This window comes from Asticcacaulis sp. YBE204 (genome assembly GCF_000495855.1).
Taxonomy (GTDB): Bacteria; Pseudomonadota; Alphaproteobacteria; order Caulobacterales; family Caulobacteraceae; genus Asticcacaulis.
In genome coordinates this window covers 260,341-274,632 of the sequence record NZ_AWGF01000005.1, presented here as the reverse complement: position 1 = coordinate 274,632, position 14,292 = coordinate 260,341, and the positions used below count along the sequence as shown (strand labels likewise).

At 57.4% G+C, this 14,292-nt stretch carries 14 protein-coding genes and 1 pseudogene; 2 read left to right on the top strand and 13 right to left on the bottom strand.

Annotated features, from left to right (window positions below; genetic code table 11):
* Nucleotides 1-28 precede the first annotated feature (28 nt).
* Complete coding sequence (locus tag AEYBE204_RS30690) at nucleotides 29-454, bottom strand: helix-turn-helix domain-containing protein (RefSeq protein ID WP_023462363.1); 426 nt, start codon at nucleotides 452-454, stop codon at nucleotides 29-31.
* 144 nt (nucleotides 455-598) lie between these two features.
* Here AEYBE204_RS30690 and AEYBE204_RS30685 point away from each other — a divergent pair, with 144 nt between their 5' ends.
* Entirely contained in the window at nucleotides 599-874 is a 276-nt protein-coding gene (locus AEYBE204_RS30685) for an HU family DNA-binding protein (RefSeq protein WP_023462362.1), read from the top strand.
* Between the two features lie 85 nt (nucleotides 875-959).
* Here the strand turns inward: AEYBE204_RS30685 and AEYBE204_RS40330 are convergent, their stop codons facing one another.
* From AEYBE204_RS40330 to AEYBE204_RS30670, 4 genes are all read right to left on the bottom strand, one after another.
* Complete coding sequence (locus AEYBE204_RS40330; protein ID WP_023462361.1) at nucleotides 960-1,097, bottom strand: hypothetical protein; 138 nt, start codon at nucleotides 1,095-1,097, stop codon at nucleotides 960-962.
* Nucleotides 1,098-1,099: 2 nt separating this feature from the next.
* A complete protein-coding gene (locus tag AEYBE204_RS30680) occupies nucleotides 1,100-2,074 on the bottom strand; it encodes a 3'-5' exonuclease (RefSeq protein WP_031230582.1) in 975 nt (324 codons plus the stop codon).
* Nucleotides 2,075-2,200: 126 nt separating this feature from the next.
* On the bottom strand, nucleotides 2,201-2,644 hold the full coding sequence (locus AEYBE204_RS30675) for a MucR family transcriptional regulator (RefSeq protein ID WP_023462359.1): 444 nt from the start codon (nucleotides 2,642-2,644) through the stop codon (nucleotides 2,201-2,203).
* A 201-nt stretch (nucleotides 2,645-2,845) separates the two neighbouring features.
* Nucleotides 2,846-3,070 (bottom strand): hypothetical protein, encoded by a 225-nt coding sequence (locus AEYBE204_RS30670; RefSeq protein WP_023462358.1) that lies wholly within the window; start codon nucleotides 3,068-3,070, stop codon nucleotides 2,846-2,848.
* A gap of 165 nt (nucleotides 3,071-3,235) precedes the next feature.
* Between AEYBE204_RS30670 and AEYBE204_RS30665 the strand changes: the two are divergent.
* Nucleotides 3,236-3,598, top strand: a pseudogene (locus AEYBE204_RS30665) (transposase); the annotation flags it as partial.
* A gap of 857 nt (nucleotides 3,599-4,455) precedes the next feature.
* Here AEYBE204_RS30665 and AEYBE204_RS30660 read toward each other — a convergent pair.
* From AEYBE204_RS30660 to AEYBE204_RS30625, 8 genes are all read right to left on the bottom strand, one after another.
* On the bottom strand, nucleotides 4,456-5,763 hold the full coding sequence (locus AEYBE204_RS30660; RefSeq protein ID WP_023462356.1) for a type II toxin-antitoxin system HipA family toxin: 1,308 nt from the start codon (nucleotides 5,761-5,763) through the stop codon (nucleotides 4,456-4,458).
* 1 nt (nucleotide 5,764) lies between these two features.
* On the bottom strand, nucleotides 5,765-6,052 hold the full coding sequence (locus AEYBE204_RS30655) for a helix-turn-helix domain-containing protein (RefSeq protein ID WP_023462355.1): 288 nt from the start codon (nucleotides 6,050-6,052) through the stop codon (nucleotides 5,765-5,767).
* Nucleotides 6,053-6,762: 710 nt separating this feature from the next.
* A complete protein-coding gene (locus AEYBE204_RS30650) occupies nucleotides 6,763-7,794 on the bottom strand; it encodes a DUF4105 domain-containing protein (RefSeq protein WP_200862175.1) in 1,032 nt (343 codons plus the stop codon).
* Between the two features lie 97 nt (nucleotides 7,795-7,891).
* Nucleotides 7,892-9,034: a PHB depolymerase family esterase gene (locus AEYBE204_RS30645; RefSeq protein WP_023462353.1), complete on the bottom strand. Its 1,143-nt coding sequence runs from the start codon at nucleotides 9,032-9,034 to the stop codon at nucleotides 7,892-7,894.
* A 14-nt stretch (nucleotides 9,035-9,048) separates the two neighbouring features.
* On the bottom strand, nucleotides 9,049-9,462 hold the full coding sequence (locus AEYBE204_RS30640; RefSeq protein ID WP_023462352.1) for a hypothetical protein: 414 nt from the start codon (nucleotides 9,460-9,462) through the stop codon (nucleotides 9,049-9,051).
* An 80-nt stretch (nucleotides 9,463-9,542) separates the two neighbouring features.
* Nucleotides 9,543-10,901, bottom strand: coding sequence for an Nramp family divalent metal transporter (locus tag AEYBE204_RS30635; protein WP_023462351.1), 1,359 nt, complete (start codon nucleotides 10,899-10,901; stop codon nucleotides 9,543-9,545).
* Between the two features lie 203 nt (nucleotides 10,902-11,104).
* Nucleotides 11,105-13,318, bottom strand: a complete 2,214-nt coding sequence (locus AEYBE204_RS30630; RefSeq protein ID WP_023462350.1) for a hypothetical protein — start codon at nucleotides 13,316-13,318, stop codon at nucleotides 11,105-11,107.
* Nucleotides 13,319-13,488: 170 nt separating this feature from the next.
* Nucleotides 13,489-14,241, bottom strand: a complete 753-nt coding sequence (locus AEYBE204_RS30625) for an SDR family oxidoreductase (protein WP_023462349.1) — start codon at nucleotides 14,239-14,241, stop codon at nucleotides 13,489-13,491.
* Nucleotides 14,242-14,292 lie beyond the last annotated feature (51 nt).

Sequence of the window (14,292 nt, the reverse complement as noted above, 5' to 3'; positions counted from 1 at the left end):
CAATTCAACGCTTAAATCTAAGGTCTTCTCAGAGCTCATCGCTCAGTGAGCGCACCAGTTCCAATATTTTGCGCCGCTGAACGGCTGACTTGATGCGGGGAAAGGCTTCTGCCAGTTCTATACCTTCACTCGTCATCAGGAAGTGCGATACATTGCGCTCGGTATGGGACTCGGCAAAATCGTCGGAATTTTCATCCGACAGATTTTCGAAGAAGTAAGGGACAGAGACCTTTAAGACCTTCGCAATATCGAACAGCTTTGAGGCACTGATGCGGTTGCTGCCCCGCTCATACTTCTGCACCTGCTGAAAGGTCAGGCCGATCTGTTCGGCGAGATATTCCTGACTGTATCCGAGGAACTTTCGACGGACACGTACGCGCCCTCCCACATGGATATCTATTGGATTGGGTGTCTTGTCATTGGAAGCCGACGCATTGATATTTAAAGCGTTCATACTAAACTCTACTACTTTTGAACAAGACAAATATGTCCTTGAAGTTGCAATGCAAATATTGATCCGTAAAACAGGCAAATCGTGCTTTGCTGCTATGAACAGCCGAATCACTTGAAAACGGCGTTACATAATTAGGAGACTATCATGAACACGTCTGACCTCGTCGATAAAGTGGCGTCGGAAAACGGCCTTACCAAGGCCGTGGCGAAGGGTATCGTTGACGGTGTGCTGAAATCGATCGTTGATGCCGCCGTTCTCGGCCAGGAAGTCAATTTCCCCGGTTTCGGCAAGTTTAAGGTACAGGACAAACCGGCCCGTGAAGGCCGCAACCCATCCACAGGGGCTACGGTGCAAATCGCCGCCTCGAAGAAGCTGGTATTCCAGCCCGGCAAGGCCGTTAAAGACCGCCTTAACGCCTGAGGCGAATAGGCGTGGTGTACATCGCCACGCCCCTTTTCGCCCTCCCGTTATTGAGTGACCAAGGTGAGGCTTGCATCACGCGCCCTTATCTGGGCTTAAAGCCGATCCACACGCCAAGGGCGGCGGGTGCCAAGAGCAACCACCAGGGATTGGGTTTGGAGACCATCGGCAATACGGCACCGGCGATTATCAGGATAACCAGCAGGATTTGATCGCGCTTCATGCTCAGGTCTTGAACCGATCAACGGCGCTAAGGCGTCGGGTCGTCAGGTTGATGTCCGACCGATTATAAATTTCGGTCTCCAGATAGTGCAATTCCGCCTCCACGGCCTCGGCATCAACCTCAGTCCACCACGCCTTCGGTTCAGAGCCCTCACCTGCCGACCAGCGATAGCCACGGGCTTTCAAGGCATCTTTACGATCAAAGGGGCTAAATTCGGCCCAGATTTTCACGCGCTCGCGCTGACTTGACTTACAAAGTTCAGCAAACGGCGTCTTGCCCTGAGGTGTTGGCTGAAGCAACACCTCGAACAGCGCGAAGCAATCATCGACAGCACGGTGGCCCTCGTGGAAGTATCCTGATTGGTGTATGAGATAGGCGAGCTTGGAGCCCTCAAATCCACGCGCCTTCCAGTCGATTTCGGCGTTGGAACAGGCCCAGGCCTTCGAGGCGAAGATCGAGGACAGTCGCTCGCAAAATGGCCGGTCAAAGGCCGCGTTGTGGGCGATCACCAGATCCGCGGGGCCGATCAGACTTTCCAGCGCGAACATGTCGATGTGCTGATCCTTGACCATATCGTCCGTGATGCCCGTTAGTACGGTAATCTCGGCCGGGATCGGCTTCGACGGCGCCTGAAGGCCACCGTAGACCTCAATAATGTCACCGACATTCCCTTGGCCATCGTAGCGAAAAGCAATGGCGCCGATCTCGATAATCTCATGCTCGGTCTTGCTGAGGCCCGTTGTTTCGGTATCGACGATCACGCCGATGAAAGGAAAACCAGGTCGAGGCTCAACGGCAACAGGACGCGGTGCCAATTTGCGCAGTACGCGGTAACGGCCGCTCTCTTCGAGCCGTCGGGCCATGTCCTCTTCGTCCAGAACCTTCGGTGCGTCGGCTCTGGGTGCCGGACGCGTCTTTCGGGTCGGCGCTACGGGCGCGATGACGGGCACTCCGAACATATCAAGTTGAGAAGACATGACGCGCACCCTAACGCATTTCGACCGAAGCATCGCGAACAAATTGGGGATATAGGGGAAGCGCGCCTAGTCCCGCGCTTCCCCGCGCCCGACGACCCGCCCTATCCGAAGGGCGTCACGTCAGGTTTATTGCGCCGCTTTGCGACGCGTCGCTCTGGCCGGGGACGGCTTTTGTCGCCCACCTTGTCCTAAGCCCATTTGTTTCGCAAGATCGGATCGCGCCGCCGCATAGCTTGGCGCCACCATCGGATAATCCTTCGGCAGGTTCCACTTGGCACGGTAGTCTTCCGGGCTCATATTATACTTGGTACGCAGGTGGCGCTTAAGCGACTTGAACTTGCGTCCATCTTCCAGACAGACGATATATTCGTCCGAGATCGACTTCTTCACCGACACGGCGGGTGTCTGCGGCTGAGCTGGTTCCGCGGTCGCCGCGTTCGACAGACCATTCAGCGCCCCATAGATGCTCTGGATCAAGGAGGGGACGTCATTGGGCGACACCGCGTTGTTGCCGACGTAAGCCGACACGATCTCAACGACCATGTCCGTGATTTCAGATTTTTGTTCCACGCGTGGGTTCCTGTAGAGACGTTGCCGAATAAGCACGTCAAGCAACGTCGTCTTATACTGAGTTGATGGCCTCGTCAAAACTTGCGCACAGATTGACAAATCACGCGAATAGGCTGCAACTCAAGGGTCCGACGCGGAGAGGCGCTCGGAACAAAGGGCTCGTTCGATGGCTCCGGTCAAGAACGGGCCCACACCGCTGCTCTAAATCCTGACGACCAGCAGATCGACGAGATCGCCGCCACCGATCGCGGTCGGGTGCGACTGAGCCTTATATCCCTTCGATTTAGCGAAGGTTTCAAGCTCCTTAGCCTGCCAGCTCCAGGTGGCCAGGTCCACACCGATTTCGGGGGCGCAGGTGTAGTTGCCGGTCTCGCCATTTGAAATGACCTGCCGCAGGACCTGAATCGATATTTCCTTGGATGTCATATGCGCACCTGATTACTTTTATCGCTCATAGCACCGGTCCGTCTCGAGCGCCACCCACAACATAAACTCAACCATTACTTCCCAGACAGTCATCGTTTCTTGTGACTTTTTGGCCTATATTTGATAATATAATCAATAAGATGAGGTCTTTTAGGATGGGCTTTGATGGAAGCGGCGGCAGTAGATTTGTGGCTGGGTTTTGACCGCCGCCTGAAGCTGGAGTTCCATGGTTCACGCGTGACTTCTGATGCTGGGTTGCTGGCGTTTCGTGAGCTTGACGACGCACTTGGCCGGACCGACCTTGCGCGCCAGGTGCTCACGGATAGTCGGTCGGGTAAGAACTGTCCTCACGCTCAGTTTCGGCAATCGGTGTTTGGTCGCGTCGCCGGATATGAAGATGTCAACGATGCCGACCGGCTTAGTCACGATGCGGCGATGCGCTGGGTAGTGGACGGCAGGGCCACAAGGTTGCACGCGGCGTCCACGAGCCAGATGGGGCGCTTTGAAACGCAGGCGGCCGCCAAGGACTATTGGGAGCACGCGGACAACAAAGACCCGACACGCCCTTTGCACAGTGCGAGGGCCTGATGGCGATGCCTAGAGCTTGATCGACGAGCCAGCCTTAAGGCTAGGCGCCGTATTGGATGAGCTTAAGGGTAACCGACTTCATTACCTCGAATTCGGAATTATCTCGTATCTGACATGCGAGATAATTCCGTGCTTATACCTCGTCGGCGAGACCATTACACCTAAGCAGGCGCACCTCAGGTCATAAAGGCGAACTTATCCAGATCGTCCGCGGTGTCTATGCCTCTGCGGCATCTGACGTGGACCTGGTCATTCGCTCCCATGCGGTCAGGATCGCCCACTACCTTTACCCTACCGCCTACCTCGCATCCGTATCGTCGGTAAACCTGGCCCCGACGTCGGATGGGCGCCTGTTTGCCCTACACGGGAGCGTAGCGAATGGAGCGGGCCGGGCATTGAGGCACCGAGCGTGCGGTCAGAAATCAGGCATAAAAACGAGCCATCCCCCAACCCAGGGCAATTGCTCTTTCTGGCTAAACGGCCATACTGAATGGCAAACCACGGCCTCGTTCACTAACGGCATTCACCGCAAAGGCGAGCCTTTCATTAACTGGACGGACCTGCCGCACATGGTGAAAATACCATAACGATTTTGCGCGCCGTATCGACGCATGACCGGCGTCATGTCGCCCTGCCGACAGACAGACATCTACACATGGGGATCTCACCATTACTCAAACTCACACACAAGGGATCCAAGGCCATCAACATCACGCCAAGACACTGATCCTTAAATAAGAATGCCAGTAACTGTCCGAAAGAGGCGCGACATTATGCATATCGGATAGAAGCCGAGATTATTCTTTTAGACGTCCCAGGAGCCGCAGCGCGTTGCCTTCAATACAGGTCTGCGCCTGTTCGACCAGGGGCGCGACGGCACCGGGATGGCTCGCAACATGCTCATAGGATCGAACGCCGGCGCCCACTATAGCGTCGACCAATTCTTTAACCCGCAGACGCGTCTGACGGGGGTTGTATCCTCCGGCCGCTGCGATAGCATCCCAGTCTCGAGCAGCGACGTCTTCAGGCTTTCTTTTCTTGCCGTCAATCTTTTGTGCGAAACTCTGGTTGACGTGCGGCCAAGGCAAGACCGTTGAGACGTCGTACAAAGGTGCCAATGCCCTCTCGCCTGCCAACAGTAGTGAATAGTTTTTGGCATGGGCATCTGTGTTGGCAACAAGAATGTTGAAGATCAACTGATCAAGAAGCTTCAAACCGTCACGCGATGGTAAATTCTGCCCCGTTGCCAGCAAGGTTGTAATCGTTGGGCCAGGAACAGTGCCCGCCTCGTATTTGTTGACCGGAAATACTCGGTTCGCTTGGGCAAAATCCTCCTGATGTAGGCGTCTGATCTGACCGTCCTGGCGGTAGGCGCGATCATATCGCGCGACGGCCAAGGCATTGCGCGGGCCCACCTTCAGAATGCTTACCTCTGCTGTCGGAATGCCAATGGCTGCCGCCAGTGTCAGGCAGTACGCCTCATTTTCGACGATACCTGGAATGCGATCATTGTCCGGCTTCACGATCAAGGTAGATGGGGCCCCGGTCTTGGGAATGGCCAGTACGTCGCCGGGCTGCGGCAGTCCAAGGCGTGGCCGGCCGTTCGCATCCAGGACTGTCAACGTGGCCTTCTCCTGGCCACCGGCCAAGGACAATCTTACCCCATCTTCCCCAGCTAGGAAGGGCCGCTCTTTCAGGTCTGCGAAGTGCCGCAAAAGCGCTGCCTCTGGATCTTTCAGTTGATAAAAGGTCTCAAGAGGCTCGAAGTGCCAGTCCTCTCGCAGGGACGGCCCACCGAAAGACAAGGCGCCGGCCGTATCACCGCCAATTTCCCGCAAGATGGCGATCGTGTCCTTGCGATCGACGCCGATGGCACGCGCTAGGGTTGCCAGTTGGCGTTCTTCCGGCAGCAGATTGGCAAGCCAGGGATGGACGGTGTCCGGCGGATAAATTTCGGCGGCAAATGGCATTGTTAGGGAGATAGGAAAGGCGCCGCGTGACTCCGTCCACCGCAAATCGTAAGCAAAACTGATCGCTCCGTCGTTGTCGATCAACAATCTGCCGACGGGAAACGCTTCATAAAAGACAATGATCTCCTCGGGCATCTTACAGATCCAAATCGTATGGCGAAGTGTCGGGTTGCGCCGGCCGTTGGTTATGGGCAGAGACCGACGCCACCAGATCATAGAGATCGCTGCGCAGGGCTTGCAGGATGCGTGTGATGGTGGAGAGCTTGGGATCGCGATTGCCGTTTTCGAGATGAGACAAGGTGGCAATCCCGACACCAGACAAGCGCGACAACTCTTCCAGCTTGAGGTTCTTGGACAGTCGCAAGGCCCGTAAGGCGTGGCCCAACTGTACCGGTAAGGGATGGACGTCCGTCAATAGGGTCATGTCTCCGCTCCTTTATCGCTGACGATAAATAGGCCTATTTTTACCAGAAATCAAGCCAGTTTATCGTCAGCGATAAAAAGCTAGAAAATTTAGCAACATCACACCTCATTTATCGTTGGCGATAAATGAGGTGTGATGAGCATATTTCATGTCCACTTTTATCGCCGGTAATAAACCACTTGGTAAAATTATTGGCCAGAATATATAGAGTTCAGGTCGTCCGTGCACTGATCAAATAGATTGGGCAATTCGGACAGCCGCATCGAATTTTCGTGATACCTTCTTCATCCGATCCGAAGACTTCCCAACAATGAATTCCAAACAACCGCAAAATGCGCCCACCCCACATGTCAACTAAGGTTTTAACCGGACTGAGCGCGCGCGATCATCAATGTTTTCAATGATTTCGATGCGTTAACGTAACTAGGAGAGGACGACGGGTGAGTGGGTCGTCATAACATCAGCGGTCCTTTCCAGTGCGCGCATATGGGGATAGACGCGAATATGTTCTAGATTTGTTTCAAATGAAAAGGGAGTCAATGCCCCTGCTGACAGCTTCCTGTCGAGACAACGTTCTTTAAATGTTCCGAATGAAAGATTCGTGTGAGTCCGAAAGGCCTTACCTAATCAGCCGAGCCGTAAAAAATTTTCAGATGAGGTGCGATTTTTTTGTGGAGAGAAAGGGTCGCTCCCTCTCGGCGTAGGTGTGCTCAGAGCGCGCCCCTGTGCTGTCGCACATAGGTGCTCCACGCCGCGTCAGACGAAAACTGGTCGGGGGCTTGCAGATTGGGTTGCAAGCTATACCGTCTGGCCAACTCGTCTGCCGGCAGGCTGTCGTCGACGAGATCCAGTTGCTGGAACAGGCTCAGCGAATAGCCCGGAATCCAGCGCCGCACATCATAGAACGGCACGGATGCAAAACTCTCGGGCGCCAGATTGATGAAGGCGGTCATGCAGCTCTCATCCAGTGTTGAATAGAATTTGGGCGTGTCGCGGACATTGTTGGTGAAAGCGAAAATACGCTCCAGATAGGCGCGAAGCACTTCCGGACGTTTGCGGATCGGATAAATCTGGAGGTTGTCCGGCGGCGTCCGGGCCAATCGTTCCCAGAAAAGATCGCGTTCCGTCGCCAGTTCGGGATAGATCTGATCGTGCCGGAAGAAACCAGCGACCGCGTCGAAGGCACGCCCCTTGGCCTGACGGGATTCCATGGAGACGACGATGTGCCGGCCGTCGGCAAACCCGAGCGACAGAAGAATATGCGCTGTGGCCTTCGAGGTACCGAAAGGCTGGATGATCAGATCGGCACCGGTCAGTTGAGACAGATCGAAGCTTTCCGTTGTCCACACCGGCACGGACGGCTGGCCGGTGCGATGAACCGCATCGCGGAAATTGGTGATGGTCACGAAATCCCCGTCGATGGCGACCGACGCATGGCGGCTCATCAGCGGCACCCACTCCTGCTCGACCGGTGTCTTGACGGCATAGCCAATGAATAAAATGGTCAGGAGGCCAACGGCCAGTCCGCGGCGGATCAGATATTCAGGTTTGGGCCAAAGCCAAAGGCCCAGGACCACCACAGGAAAAATAATAGCGCCACAATATCTCAACCAGACGGGCCATCCCAGCCAGTAAAAGATCGCCAAGCCCCCATAGAGGCTAAATCCGACAACCAGCACGGTCGCCAGAACATGAAGAATGCGCCGGGTATGAGAGGAGGCAAGCAGGTTCATATAGGTCATGCCCAAGCCTACAGGGCTTTATGAGTGACAGCCATAGGCACGCCCAAATTCCTCACCCACCATGTTCTGCCGGACTTTGCCCGGAGTACCGAAGCGGCTAATTGGTAGGAGTCAGAAAAAACCTAACCATTTCCGCGCTGGCGTCCGGACCGCGTGGCTCTGTATAAGAACCCGCCGCCGCGCCCCCTGACCACGCGTGGCCAGCCCCATGTAGCCGCCAATGTTCGATGACAGGCGTACTGGCGCCGTTCTTAAGGACCGTCTGAGTATAGGGCATGCCGCTTGTCGTCGTACCGGTGACCACCTTGTGCTTCAGGCGATCTGTGCCAGCCTGAGCAAGGAACTGATCGCCATTTTTAGCATGGACCGTGCGGTCAGCGTCGCCATGGAAGAGGATGGTGCGTACCGCTTTGCCCCGACGAGCCGCAGCGCTTGCCCCCTGGCTCATAGCGGCAAACGCTGATGGCATGTCGTGTGCGGCTCCCACCGGCAGACCGGAATGTACACCGACTGCGGCATATAGCTCCGGATAGGCCTCACCCATGATCGCCGCCATCGCGCCGCCGGCGGAAAGCCCGGCGACGAATACGCGTGTGGAGTCGACCAGGTAGTCGTTCATGACCTGCAGGGTGATGCCGGCGATAAGCGCCGGTTCGCCCTGATCGCGGTGTTGATCGCTGGTATTGAACCAGTTCCAGCAGCGGTTCATGTTTGCGGTCTGACTTTGCACCGGATAGGCAACGAGAAAACCGTGCGTTTCGGCAAGATCGTTCATGCGAGTTCCAACCGCGAAATCGTCCACCGACTGCGTGCAACCGTGCAGCATGACGATAAGAGGCACAGGCTCGGCTCCGTAAGTACTTGGTACATAGAGCTTGTAGTCGCGGCTGCCTGACGCATTCGTAAAGTGGCGATCATCGAAACGCGCGCCTGTCGGGACAGCCGGGCCTTTAGAGTGCCCGCGGCCTGTGGTCGTAAAGGCCTTCTGCCGCTTGACGAGATCTGAAAGGTCGAATTTCGGTTTGACGGCGGTAGCCTCGGTTTGAACATCAAAAGCCGCACGCCACGACGTTCCATCGCCGGCACCGGGCACCATGTCGATAAAAGCCGGCGCGTCTGGTGAGACGGATTCCGTAGATGGCGAAACAGGTCCCTCGCCTCTGAGTATCGCCATCGCTTCGTCCAGCTTTCCCAGCCGCGTGAGGCGTGTCGCTTCGGCCATGTCGATATTCAGTTTCATAACGCTACTCCGGTTTACTTGATACGGTCGCGCAGGGCGGCCTTGACGTCGGGCGGCGCTTGCAACGCGCCGAGTATATGCAGGGAAGAAATCGTCGCCCGCGCCAGCTCAGGCGTGACGTCAACCGCGATTGCGGCCAGCCCGAGGACCTGAATGCTCAGGGTTTCCCCGCGCGCCTGAACGGCTTCAAGGTCCGGACGGCTGAAGTGTCGCAAACCAAGGTCAAGTTCGTACCGGGTGATCGACTGCTTCACCGCGTCGCCGTGCCGCTCCAACTGGTTACGGATGGCCGTGCGGATAAAATCCGTGCGGTTGGAGTAAAAACCTTCGGCGACCAGCAGATCGACCTGCCCCAGATCGACATAGCCGAGATTGATCGTAATCTTCTCGCTCTCAGGCGTTTTAGACTTGGGCAGGGCTTCAGTCAAAACAAAATCTCCATCCACATGGATGGTATATGGATGTTATATTTCTGGTTACAAGACCAATGACAAATTTGGCTTTACTCTCAGAAACCTGACGTAGTGACATTGAAGAGAAGCTTGAGGTTTAAAGCGACGATCAGGGCGGCCACGATCCACGCCAGTATCCTGATACCCGGAGTGATGGTAAAGCGCCCCATCTTGCTGCGATCGCTGACGAAAGCCACCAGAGGTATGACGGCGAACGGCAGTTGCATCGACAGGATGACCTGACTGAGGACCAGCAGGTGCGCCGTCCCCGACTTGCCATACACGCTGGTGACGACCACGACGGGAATGATCGCCAGACCCCGCGTAAGCAGCCGTCGCGCCCAGTGCGGCAACCGCCAGCGCATGAAGCCTTCCATAACGATCTGACCAGCTAAGGTCGCCGTCACGGTCGAGTTCAGGCCCGATGCCAGCAAGGCCACCGCAAACAGGGTCGAAGCAATCCCCAATCCCAGCAGGGGCGAAATCAGTTGATAGGCCTGTTCGATCTCGGCAACGCCTGTATGACCCTTGCCGTGGAACACTGCCGCGGCGAGGATCAGAATGGCGGCATTGATGAACAGGGCCAGCATCAGGGCCACGGTCGAATCGATCGTGGCCCATTTGATCGCGTCGCGTTTTCCGGCATCCGTGCGCTCAAACGCCCGGGTCTGCACGATGGAGGAGTGCAGGTAGAGGTTATGCGGCATGACGGTGGCCCCCAGAATACCAATGGCGACAAACAGCATGGCCGGATTGGTGACGACTTCGGCCTTGGGGACGAAGCCGCCCAGAACGGCCATCACCGGTGGCGAGGCCACAAGGATCTGGATCAGGAAACAGACGGCGATGACGCCCAGCAAGGCGACGACGAAAGCTTCCAGATATCGAAAGCCTTTTTGCATCAGGTACAGGATCAGGAAAGCATCCAGCGCGGTGATGATCGCCCCGGCTACCAGCGGAATGCCAAACAAGAGGTTAAGCGCGATGGCCGTGCCGATAACTTCGGCCAGATCGCAGGCGATGATCGCCAGTTCGCACAATATCCACAGACCGGTTCGTACCACGGGCGGACAGGAGTCGTGGCAGGCCTGGGCCAGATCGCGGCCCGTAGCGATCCCCAGCCGAGCGGCCAGGGCCTGCAACAGGATGGCCATCAGGTTCGACAGCAGGATCACCGACAACAGCGTATAGCCGAACTGCGAGCCGCCGGTCAGGTCGGTTGCCCAGTTACCCGGGTCCATATAGCCGACACTGACCATATAGCCTGGCCCGACAAAGGCCAGCAACTTGCGCCACCAGACGCCTTGCGACGGCACGCTGACCGACGCATTGACCTCAGCCAGACTTTCGCGCGTAGTGCTGTCGGCGTCGGCGTGTTTCCAGGCGTCCGGCGAGGTGTCTTCTGGCGGGGTCATTTGTATTTGGCTCGTACGGCTACGGCTACGAGCACCGATGTCGACAGAAGGATACTGCTCACCAGTGCGCCTATGGCCAGTAGGCCACCCGGAGTTACCCTCACGGTGGCATGGCACGAAGCCTTACCGCAGTTGAACGATGCCTTGGCGATCTGGGAGTTTCTAAGGCGCGTACGGGTCTGGGTATCGGTCATGGCATGTTTCTAAGCTGAATGGATAATAAGCAAGACGTCTGCCGGCACTTCATAGTCGTGGTAATCCTTGTCGCTATCGCGCGCGATGGCCTCGATTTCAGTGTGCGCCAGAGTCACCTTCATTTTCGGTAGGGTGCGTCGGGCTTTCCGCAGCAAACGCAGACGCCCCGCCTGTCCGACCGGCCCCTGTAATTTGACACACAGACCGCCGTCGTCGGTCAACGTTACCTCCGTCGGGTAATCGCAGAACAGGCGGAAGGGTTTGTCGCCGCATTCGTTGAACGCCCGTGCGGCGAAGATAAACGCACCCCCGGCGCCGTAGATTTCCTGTCCCACCTGACCGGCGGGCTGACCGTCGCCATAGAGATCTTCGAGGGGAAAGGACAGGGCGCGATCGTTGTAGCCATTGCGGATATCGTCCCTGGCCACCGCCTCTTCCGGCAGGGCGTCGGGATAGAAATACCAGGTCATGTCCTGCGCGAAGCGACGGTATTCGCACAGCAACAGCTTGGCCGCGGGCGGGATGTCGTCATAGCCCAGCCTCAGATATTCGTCGAAGGCGGCGAAGGTCTCGAAACACTCGTAGGCCGCCATATAGGGCGCATCGTGCAGGCAGGTGACGCCGAAGAAATTGGTATAATATTGCGCGTGCTCAATGTCGGAATCCCACAGTTCGCAATTGTGCAGGAAGCTGGCGATGAAAACGAAACTCTGATCGAGATAGCCCGACTGCCGGTCCCTCAGCCATAGCTTGAGGCAGGCGACCGCGCCCCATGCCGTCAGATTGGTCTGGTAGGCCAGATTGAACCGGTTACCCTCCAGCGCCTTCAGCGCGGCTTTCGCCTCGTCGAGATAGGTCTCTTCGCCGGTGATCTCGAACGCCAGTAGCATGACATAGGCATAGAGACCGCCCGCGTCGGTCTGGCCGCGGCCCTGCGGACTGCGTTCTTCGGTGATGACAGAAAAATCGGTGATGTTGAACTGGATCGGCCAGACGTAATCGAAATGCTGCGCCGATCTGACGGTGGAGTCGAGCGAGTCGCGGAACAGTTTTTCTGCATTAGCGTCTCCAGCCTTCGCCAATCTCGCTAGGTTCATCAGGGGGTGAAACAGATACCACGAATCGACCGCGTCGGCATCCTTGTCGTCCCCGACATTGGGCAGGTAACGCCTTATCGTACCAAGCTTTTTATCGAAAAACCGGCCCAGCCCCGCCGACAATTCCGCGGAGAGCGGCTCGACGGCACCCTGCGTCAGCTCCCATTCGCGTAAGGAGGCCAGCACGCTGAGCTGCACCATGCTGTCGGGATATTCGGCGTCCGTATAGGGGTGCAGATAGGTGTGACCGTAGTGTTCGATCCGGGCCTGTGGCGACTCGCTCAGGTCTTTGATCGTGCGCCGCGACCGGTCGATCCAGTCGTGGAATTCGACCTCGGGCTTGTCGAGATGGGGATAGATTTCCACCAGCATTTCGACGAAGTAGCGCGCGCTTTGTATCTCGTCCGGCGCACAGTCCGGGCGAAAGGCCAGAAGGGCGTCGGACACGACGATCTCTTCTCCCGCCGCGAGCGGATATTCCGGCGGGGCATAGCCCATGGGTGAGGTCGGCGGCTGATACCCCAACGACGGCCAGTGGCCGCCGACCACGCCGTCCGGCTTGGTTTTGGTCGCCTTGAAATAGGGGTTGAGCGCCGTCAGGTTCTGGGCATAGAGCACCGACCCGAAACCGGGGTCCTTGACGCTAAAATAGCAGAGTCCGCCATTGACCCCACGCTGGGCCGCCTCGACCTTGCCAACAGCCTTGGTGGGATCGTCTTCGGCATCGATAACATACAGATCGCGCGGCCAGAAGGCGAGCAGCAGATCGGTAACCGGCGTCAGACTGACCCTGACGCGCAAGACCTTGTCGTCCAGCACCGCGATCTCGAGGGTCCACGTCCCGGCGCTGGCCGTCACGTCCAGCACGATACGCGCATCGGACGTTTCCTTCACCTTCAAAACATAGGGGCCTGGCCACGGATTGGTGCGCAAAACGACCCCGCCCTTCCCCTCGCGGCGCGCGATGATCCAAATCGTGTCGCGTCCGGGGCACAGATCAATATTTACGCCACCGATGCGGAGACTATGGATCGACTTGGGTTTCTCGGCGAGGTCGGTTTTGACCGACAGGGTCTCGGACGAAAAGCCGGGCACATTCGGTCCCGATTTAGGGTGCTTGGCCATAAGCGTCACCTCAAAATTCTATGGTGAGGTCGATTTTGGTCCACAGAGGCTTGTCACCAAAATCGTTTCGATATCCGCCGACGGCAGGGCATGCGATGCACTCAGCGGGAGGCTCAGAGCCAGGGCCGGTCCGATGACTAGCCACCGCCTGAGCCGCCTTGTCCGCACCGTCAATGTCCCTTCTGCACCAGAGGCTCGACGCGTAGAACCGTCACGTCGGTCCGGTGCGAGCGGGTCAGGGCAAAGGCGATGGTGTCGGCCAGCTCCTCGGCATAAAGCATCTCGTTTTTAGCGATGGCCTCGCGCTGTTCTTCCGGGCTCTTTTCCTGCATGTCGGCGCCGACCGAGCCGGGCTCCACCAGGGTCACCTTGACGTTTCGTTCCATGACTTCCTTGCGCAGGGTCTTTGCATAGGTCTCGACCGCGGCTTTCGTGGCTGCGTAAACGCTGCTACCAGCACCTTGGGATTCGGCGCTGATCGAGCCAACAAGGACGATATGCCCGCCGCCCGCCGTCTCGAAATGCAGTAGGGCTTCGCGAGCGCTGGCAATATAACCGAGGAAATTTGTTTCGACCGCTTCGCGCCAGTCGTCATCCGGCATGTCCTGCGCGCCGGCAGCGGCCAGACCGGCATTGGCGATCAGGATATCAAGACCACCCAGATGCGTATCCACCGCATGAAACGCTGCCGCCACCCCTTCGCGCGTCGATACGTCCGCCGTCAGGCCGAAGACTTCGCCACCCTCCTTCGCCTCCGTCCTGGCGTGGGCCAGCGCATCCTCAAGCTCTCTCTGGTGCCGTCCGAAGGTAACGACGCGTGCCCCTTCCGAGACCAGACGCGCCACCGTGGCGCGGCCGATGCCGGTCGTGCCGCCGGTGACCAGAACGCGCTTTCCGCGCAAGGGTGTGGTTTCAACTGTCATCGGAGCCTCGGAATGGAAAAAAGGCCCCACTCGGACGAGCGGGGCCCAGGC

Coding starts and splice junctions, on each gene's coding strand:
- AEYBE204_RS30680 (WP_031230582.1), bottom strand. CDS start 2,074: ATGTCTTCTCAACTTGATATGTTCGGAGTGCCCGTCATCGCGCCCGTA.
- AEYBE204_RS30660 (WP_023462356.1), bottom strand. CDS start 5,763: ATGCCCGAGGAGATCATTGTCTTTTATGAAGCGTTTCCCGTCGGCAGA.
- AEYBE204_RS30645 (WP_023462353.1), bottom strand. CDS start 9,034: ATGAAACTGAATATCGACATGGCCGAAGCGACACGCCTCACGCGGCTG.
- AEYBE204_RS30690 (WP_023462363.1), bottom strand. CDS start 454: ATGAACGCTTTAAATATCAATGCGTCGGCTTCCAATGACAAGACACCC.
- AEYBE204_RS30670 (WP_023462358.1), bottom strand. CDS start 3,070: ATGACATCCAAGGAAATATCGATTCAGGTCCTGCGGCAGGTCATTTCA.
- AEYBE204_RS30635 (WP_023462351.1), bottom strand. CDS start 10,901: ATGACCCCGCCAGAAGACACCTCGCCGGACGCCTGGAAACACGCCGAC.
- AEYBE204_RS30685 (WP_023462362.1), top strand. CDS start 599: ATGAACACGTCTGACCTCGTCGATAAAGTGGCGTCGGAAAACGGCCTT.
- AEYBE204_RS30625 (WP_023462349.1), bottom strand. CDS start 14,241: ATGACAGTTGAAACCACACCCTTGCGCGGAAAGCGCGTTCTGGTCACC.
- AEYBE204_RS30655 (WP_023462355.1), bottom strand. CDS start 6,052: ATGACCCTATTGACGGACGTCCATCCCTTACCGGTACAGTTGGGCCAC.
- AEYBE204_RS30650 (WP_200862175.1), bottom strand. CDS start 7,794: ATGACCTATATGAACCTGCTTGCCTCCTCTCATACCCGGCGCATTCTT.
- AEYBE204_RS30630 (WP_023462350.1), bottom strand. CDS start 13,318: ATGGCCAAGCACCCTAAATCGGGACCGAATGTGCCCGGCTTTTCGTCC.
- AEYBE204_RS40330 (WP_023462361.1), bottom strand. CDS start 1,097: ATGAAGCGCGATCAAATCCTGCTGGTTATCCTGATAATCGCCGGTGCC.